Below are 6,065 nucleotides of genomic sequence, written 5' to 3' on the forward strand. Positions count from 1 at the left end.
GAGGGAAGCACGGGGGCAGGGGGCGCAGCCCCTCCCCGATTGGCGGACGATTGTAATGCCCCCCTTTTACGATCTTGCCCCATGAAGTCAGCGCCACCGCAACGATTCGTCCGCCCTCTCACGTCCCGGCCAGAGATCACGTACTCGCGCAGGTGAGAGCACCCAAGCGGCCCAACGTATCGTTACCAACCCGAAAGCGCCCCAGACCGTTAGTAGGCTTGCCCGCGCCGTTCGGGCCGAGGAAGCCGACGATCTCGCCGGGCTCCACTGTGATGTCCACGCCTTTGACGGCCTCCACGCCGCCGTCGAAGGTCTTCGTCAGACCTGAAGTCTTGATCATTTCATCGCCTCCAAAATTGAGGTAACCACAATTTTGGTGTCACTGCAAATTTGATAGCATGGGGCCATGCGGGAAGGGCTGCGGGAGCGGAAGAAGCGCGAGACCAGGGAGCGCATCGCGGACGTCGCGATGGGGCTCTTCATGGCGCGGGGGTTCGACAACGTGACCGTGGCCGAGGTGGCACGGGCCGCCGACGTGTCGGTCAACACGGTCTTCAACTACTTCACCACCAAGGAGGACCTGTTCGCCGACCGGGAGGAGGTGGCCGTCGACCTGCCGCGACAGGTGATGCGGGAGCGCGGGCCGGGAGAGAGCGTGGTGCGGGCGTTCCGGCGCGACTATCTCGACGCGATCGACACCCGCCACTGGCGCCACGGGCTCAATCCGGGCAGCGACGTGTTCGCCAGGATCGTGGAGGCCAGCCCCGCGCTGGTCGCGCGGCTGCGGCAGATCCACGAGGAGCGGGAGCAGGAGCTGTCGCGGATGCTGACCGAGGAGCTGGACGCCGCACCGGACGATCTCGCCCCGAAGCTGGTGGCGGCGCACCTCCTCAACACGACGCGCGTCCTGACCGGCAACGCGGTCGCCAGGATGCTCGCGGGCGAGGGATGGGAGACGATCGAGCCCGACCTCAGGGCACAGGCGGAGAAGGCGTTCGACCTGCTGGAGTCGGGGCTCGGCGACTACGGCGCGCGGCCCCTAGTAGGAGGTGGCGGAGAAGCCGCCGCTGATCAGCGCGATCCCGAAGGCGAAGATGAGGAATCCGAAGGTGATCATTAGCAGGATGCTGCTGATGATGCCGCAGATGCGCCCCGCCTGGATGTGGCCCCGGTTCTCGTAGGGGTAACCGCTCTGGTCGATCTCCCGCAGCGCCTTGGTGCCCATCGACCAGGCAAAGGGGCCGAGGAAGCTGCAGACCACCAGGCTCAGGATGCCGAGCACGAGGATGGTGGTGCCGTTGGGGTGGGTGTGCGGCTGCGGGCCATAGTACGAGGGACCGTAGTTCGGATAGGACATGGTCGCTCAAGGCCCCCTTGTTTGCGGCAGTCAGGTGGGATTTATACCACAGTCACCCACTTGATCATGTTGCGTCATCATGGTGCGGCACCTGATCGATTCCCCAAGGAGCCTGTCCCCGTGCGTGAACGCACCCGCGCCATCCTCGCCCACCCGCGTTTCCAGCGGTTCGTCGTCGGTGTCATCCTGATCAACGCGGGCACTCTCGGCCTGGAGACCTTCCCTGCCGTCGTCGAGCGCCACGGCCACCTGCTCACCGCGGTCGATCACATCGCGCTCTACATCTTCGCCGTCGAACTGGCGGCCAAGATCTACGTCGAGCGCTGGGCGTTCGTGCGTGACCCCTGGAACATCTTCGACTTCCTGATCGTCGCCATCGCCTTCGCGCCCGCGACGGGCGGCCTGTCGATGCTGCGCTCGCTGCGCATCCTGCGCGCCCTGCGGCTGCTGTCGGTCGTGCCGAGCCTGCGCCGGGTGGTGTCGGCGCTGCTGCGCGCGATGCCGGGGATGAGCTCGATCGTGGTGCTGCTCTCCCTGGTGCTGTACGTGGCCGCGGTCATGGCCACCAAGCTCTACGGCCAGGCCTCCCCCGAGCGCTTCGGCAGCCTGCCGACCTCGCTGTTCACGCTCTACCAGACGATGACGGGCGACGACTGGGGCAACATCGCCAGGGACGTGATGACCCGGCACCCCACGGCCTGGATCTTCTTCACCATCTTCATCTTGATCTGCACGTTCGTGATCCTGAACCTCTTCATGGCGGTCGTGGTCAGCGCCATGGACGACGAGAACGCCGAGGAGCGGGCCGCGATCGAGAACACCACGGCCCACACCGAGCGGATCCTGGCGGAGCTGGCCGAGCTGCGCAAGGAGGTCGCCGAACTGCGTCAGGACCCGGCCCGCTCCGCCACGACGGCTAACGCGAGTAGAACTCCACGACGAGCTGCTCGTCGACGGGGATGACGATCTGCTCGCGCTCGGGCCGATGCGTGAGCGTGAAGCGCAGGTCGGCGTGGTCCACCGAGAGATACGGCGCGATGCGCTCGTCGGCGTGGATGCCCTCGGCCGCGGCCACGAACGGCTGCATCCTGCGCGACCGCTCCCTGACCGTGATGACCTGGCCGGGCTTGACCAGATAGCTGGGGATGTCCACCTTGCGGCCGTCCACGGCGATGTGCCCGTGGTTGATGTACTGGCGAGCCGCGTAGATCGACGGCGCCAGGCCGGCGCGCAGCACGAGCGAGGCCAGGCGGCTCTCCAGCAGGATCACCAGCTCGGCGCCTGAGGCGCCCGGCTTGCGTACGGCGAGGTCCCAGTAGCGGCGCAGCTGCCGCTCCGCCACGTCGTAGTACCAGCGCAGCTTCTGCTTCTCCAGCAGCCGCAGCCCGTAGTCGCCGGTGGTGCGGCGGTTGGTCTTGCGGCCGTGCTCGCCCGGCGGGTAGGGGCGCTGCTCGAAGTAGCGGACGGCTTTCCTGGTCAGCGGGACGCCCGCGCGACGGGACAGTCGCACCTTGGGGCCGGTGTAGCGCACGTTCACCTCGATGTGATTAGGTATTCCTTACTTAGGTAAGGCTAACCTACCACTAAACGTACCCCCAAGGAGGCGCCATGCTGCCGGTACCCGAGCGGATCCGCACTCTCGCCGCGACCTCGAGCGTCGCGAAGCTGTCCGTTGACGGCGCCCCCTCGCGCGCCCGCGGCGGCGTCGACGAGCGCGGCCGTCCCGTGCTCCTGGTCCTGCCCGGAGAGGCGCTGCACGGCCTGCGCGACGACGCGGTCGTGGCGGTGAACCTCACGGCGATGCGGCAGCTGGGCGACGTCACCCACCCGCGCGGACTGATCGAGGTGCAGGGCTGGGCGGAGGTCGTGCCGGAAGGCGAGGCGCGCGAGGCGGCGGTGGCGGTGGCCGCGCACAGTGCGGACGAGAGCCTGTTCGAGGCGCTGGAGCGCTTCGGCAAGCCGGACGCGCCCCGGCTGCTGCGCGTGGACGTGGGCCAGGTCGTCTACCTGACCGGGCAGGAGTCGGGGGTGCTGGACGCCGACGACTACATGGGCGCGGCGCCCGACCCGCTGACCGAGACCGCCGAGCGGGTGCTCGCCCACGTCAACGGCTCGCACCGGGCGCAGCTGACCGCCGGCGTGTCCAGGCAGCTCGGCGAGGCGGCCGGCGAGGTGTGGCTGTGGGAGCTGGACCGGTTCGGCGCGACCGTGCGGGTGGACGAGTCGCTGGTGCGCTTCCCGTGGCCGAGCCCGGCACACACCGGCCTGTGCCTGGAGACGGCGATGCGCGGCCTGCTGTGCAGCTGTTAATCACGGTTTTATGTGGATTATTCGGACATACCGTCACATCGGCAAAAGGAGTGCGCTTTCGTCTCTAGCATTTGATGCGTGAGTGGAGCGCATCGACCAACGGGCACGGCCGTGTTCGTCGATCAGAGTGGCCGGCGCAGGCGGGTGCTGATGGTCGCCGGAGTGCTGCTCGGCACGCTGATGCTGGCCACGGCGGCGGTCCTGATCGGCGGCGCGTTCAGCACGACGAGGCTGGACGCCGTCGATTGGCCGGGCGACGGGAGCGGCGACCCCAAGGAGTCCGTGCCCGCCGTCGTCAAGACGAGCCCGACCCCCTCGGCGAAGGCGACGCCCACCCGGTCGGTCGCGCCCGTGGTCCAGGCCACGCCGACGCCCACGCGCACGGCGACGCCTACGCGGAGCCCGTCCCCGGCCGCGCGGGAGAGCACGCGGCCGCCCGCCTCGCCCGTCTCGCGGACGCCGACGCCGACGCCGTCCACGACTGCCTCGCCCACGACCGAGGCCGAGCGCACCCCGCCCGGCCTGACGAAGAAGACCCCGGGGCCCGGCTCGGACAAGACGCCCGGCCCGAAGAGGTGAGCGAGGCCGGTACCCGCGTATGGCCCGTCGAACCCGTCTCGCCGCAGGCCACGCACCGGGCCAGGCAGGCCGATCCGCGCGGTCATTGGTTCCTCGTGGTGGTCGCCGTGCTGCTGATGTCCTTCGCACTCGTGCTGCACGGGTACGCCACCAACGAGGTGGGCGAGACCCACGCCGCGCCCGCCGGCCCCTCCTCCTCCCCCGACCTCGACCTGGTACGGCGCGGCGGCCCCGTGGTGAACGAGACCGGCCAGGGCCCCCGCAGCCTGCGCATGCCCGCGCGGACGGTGGCGCTCACGTTCGACGACGGGCCGGATCCGGAGTGGACGCCCCGGCTGCTCGACGTGCTGAAGCGGCACGGCGCGAGGGCGACGTTCTTCGCCGTAGGCGCCCGCGTCGCCGAGAACCCCGCCCTGGCCAGACGCATCGTGGACGAGGGCCACGAGCTGGGCAACCACACCTACGCGCACGCGGACTTGACGGACGTTCCGGCCTGGCGGCTGAGCATGGAGGTGTCGCTGACGCAGAAGGCCATCGCGGGCGCGACCGGGGTGCACACACGGCTGATGCGGCCGCCGTACTCGTCGACGCCCAGCGCCGTCACCGCCGCCCAGTGGCAGGCGATCCGCGCGCTCGGCGGCGACGGCTACGTGGTGGTGCTGGCCGACCTGGACACCAGGGACTGGAGCAGGCCGGGCACCGAGCAGATCGTCCGGACCGGCACGCCCGCGAGGGCACGCGGCGCGATCGTCATGCTGCACGACTCCGGTGGCGACCGGAGCCAGACGGTCGAGGCCGTGGACCGGCTGCTCACCCGGCTGGGCGAGCGGGGCTACCGGGCCACGACGCTGACCGAGGGGCTCGGGCTGGGCTCGGCGTACGTGCCGGCCGGCACCATGGACCAGATCGTCGGCCAGGGCCTGAGCCTGGCGCAGCGGGCGTCGACGGCGTTCGCCGGGTCGCTGGTGTGGGTGCTGACCGCGGCGGGCGCGCTCACGCTGGCCAGGCTGCTGTTCTTCCTGGTCCTGGCCTGGGCTCACGTGCGGCGGGTGCGGGGCGGCCGCAGGCGGGTGGGAAAGGCGCCGCCGTGGCCGTCGCCGCCGCCGGTCAGCGTGATCGTCCCGGCGTACAACGAGGCGGCCGGGATCGAGGCTACGGTGCTGTCGCTGGTCACCACCGGCTACCGGGGCGAGATCGAGGTGATCGTGGTGGACGACGGCTCCACCGACGACACCGCCGCCCGGGCCGCCGCGCTCGGGCTGCCGGGCGTGCGCGTGATCAGCCAGCGGAACGGCGGCAAGCCGTCGGCGCTCAACACCGGCATCGCCCACGCCGCGCACGAGATCCTGATCATGGTGGACGGGGACACCGTGTTCGAGCCCGGCACGATCGGCCACCTGGTGGCGCCGCTGAGCGACCCGAGCGTGGGCGCCGTCAGCGGGAACACCAAGGTCGGCAACCGGCGCGGGCTGCTCGGCCGCTGGCAGCACATCGAGTACGTGATCGGCTTCAACCTGGACCGGCGGGCGTTCGACCTGCTCGGCTGCATGCCGACGGTGCCCGGCGCGATCGGCGCCTTCCGCCGGGCCGCGCTGGATTCCGTGGGCGGGCTGAGCGTGGACACGCTGGCCGAGGACACCGATCTGACGATGGCCATCTGCCGCAAGGGGTGGCGGGTGGTCTACGAGGAGAAGGCGCTGGCCCGGACGGAGGCGCCGACCTCACTGCGGCAGTTGTGGCGGCAGCGGTACCGGTGGTGCTACGGGACGCTCCAGGCCATGTGGAAGCACCGACGGGCGGTGGCCGAGCGGGGGACGTT

8 protein-coding genes are annotated in these 6,065 nt (G+C 70.2%); 5 read left to right on the top strand and 3 right to left on the bottom strand.

Translation table 11 applies throughout. The features are described 5' to 3' along the window. Positions 1–136: 136 nt before the first annotated feature. Positions 137–340, bottom strand: a complete 204-nt coding sequence (locus EJK15_RS78345) for an ATP-binding cassette domain-containing protein (protein WP_138720530.1) — start codon at positions 338–340, stop codon at positions 137–139. A gap of 66 nt (positions 341–406) precedes the next feature. Between EJK15_RS78345 and EJK15_RS66890 the strand changes: the two genes are divergently transcribed. Continuing rightward, positions 407–1,120: a TetR/AcrR family transcriptional regulator gene (locus EJK15_RS66890; RefSeq protein WP_138720531.1), complete on the top strand. Its 714-nt coding sequence runs from the start codon at positions 407–409 to the stop codon at positions 1,118–1,120. Here EJK15_RS66890 and EJK15_RS66895 read toward each other — a convergent pair. Beyond that, the gene (locus EJK15_RS66895) at positions 1,040–1,357 is read right to left on the bottom strand and encodes a DUF4190 domain-containing protein (protein WP_138720532.1); all 318 of its coding nucleotides are present in this window, start codon (positions 1,355–1,357) and stop codon (positions 1,040–1,042) included. The two genes, EJK15_RS66890 and EJK15_RS66895, sit on opposite strands and share 81 nt — an antisense overlap. A gap of 120 nt (positions 1,358–1,477) precedes the next feature. Between EJK15_RS66895 and EJK15_RS66900 the strand changes: the two genes are divergently transcribed. Further along, positions 1,478–2,320: an ion transporter gene (locus tag EJK15_RS66900; RefSeq protein WP_138720533.1), complete on the top strand. Its 843-nt coding sequence runs from the start codon at positions 1,478–1,480 to the stop codon at positions 2,318–2,320. Here the strand turns inward: EJK15_RS66900 and rpsD are convergent. Beyond that, positions 2,274–2,888, bottom strand: a complete 615-nt coding sequence (gene rpsD / locus EJK15_RS66905; RefSeq protein WP_138720536.1) for a 30S ribosomal protein S4 — start codon at positions 2,886–2,888, stop codon at positions 2,274–2,276. The genes EJK15_RS66900 and rpsD overlap by 47 nt on opposite strands. Before the next feature lie 77 nt (positions 2,889–2,965). Between rpsD and EJK15_RS66910 the strand changes: the two genes are divergently transcribed. From EJK15_RS66910 to EJK15_RS66920, 3 genes are all read left to right on the top strand, one after another. After that, on the top strand, positions 2,966–3,667 hold the full coding sequence (locus EJK15_RS66910) for a DUF2470 domain-containing protein (RefSeq protein ID WP_138720534.1): 702 nt from the start codon (positions 2,966–2,968) through the stop codon (positions 3,665–3,667). Positions 3,668–3,745: 78 nt separating this feature from the next. Further along, complete coding sequence (locus EJK15_RS66915) at positions 3,746–4,246, top strand: hypothetical protein (protein ID WP_138720535.1); 501 nt, start codon at positions 3,746–3,748, stop codon at positions 4,244–4,246. Then, positions 4,243–6,065, top strand: a 1,823-nt coding sequence (locus EJK15_RS66920; protein WP_240778090.1) for a polysaccharide deacetylase family protein, incomplete at its 3' end; no start/stop codon positions are given. The genes EJK15_RS66915 and EJK15_RS66920, both read left to right, overlap by 4 nt.

Origin of the sequence: Nonomuraea basaltis (assembly GCF_005893125.1) — a bacterium.
GTDB lineage: Bacteria > Actinomycetota > Actinomycetes > Streptosporangiales > Streptosporangiaceae > Nonomuraea > Nonomuraea basaltis.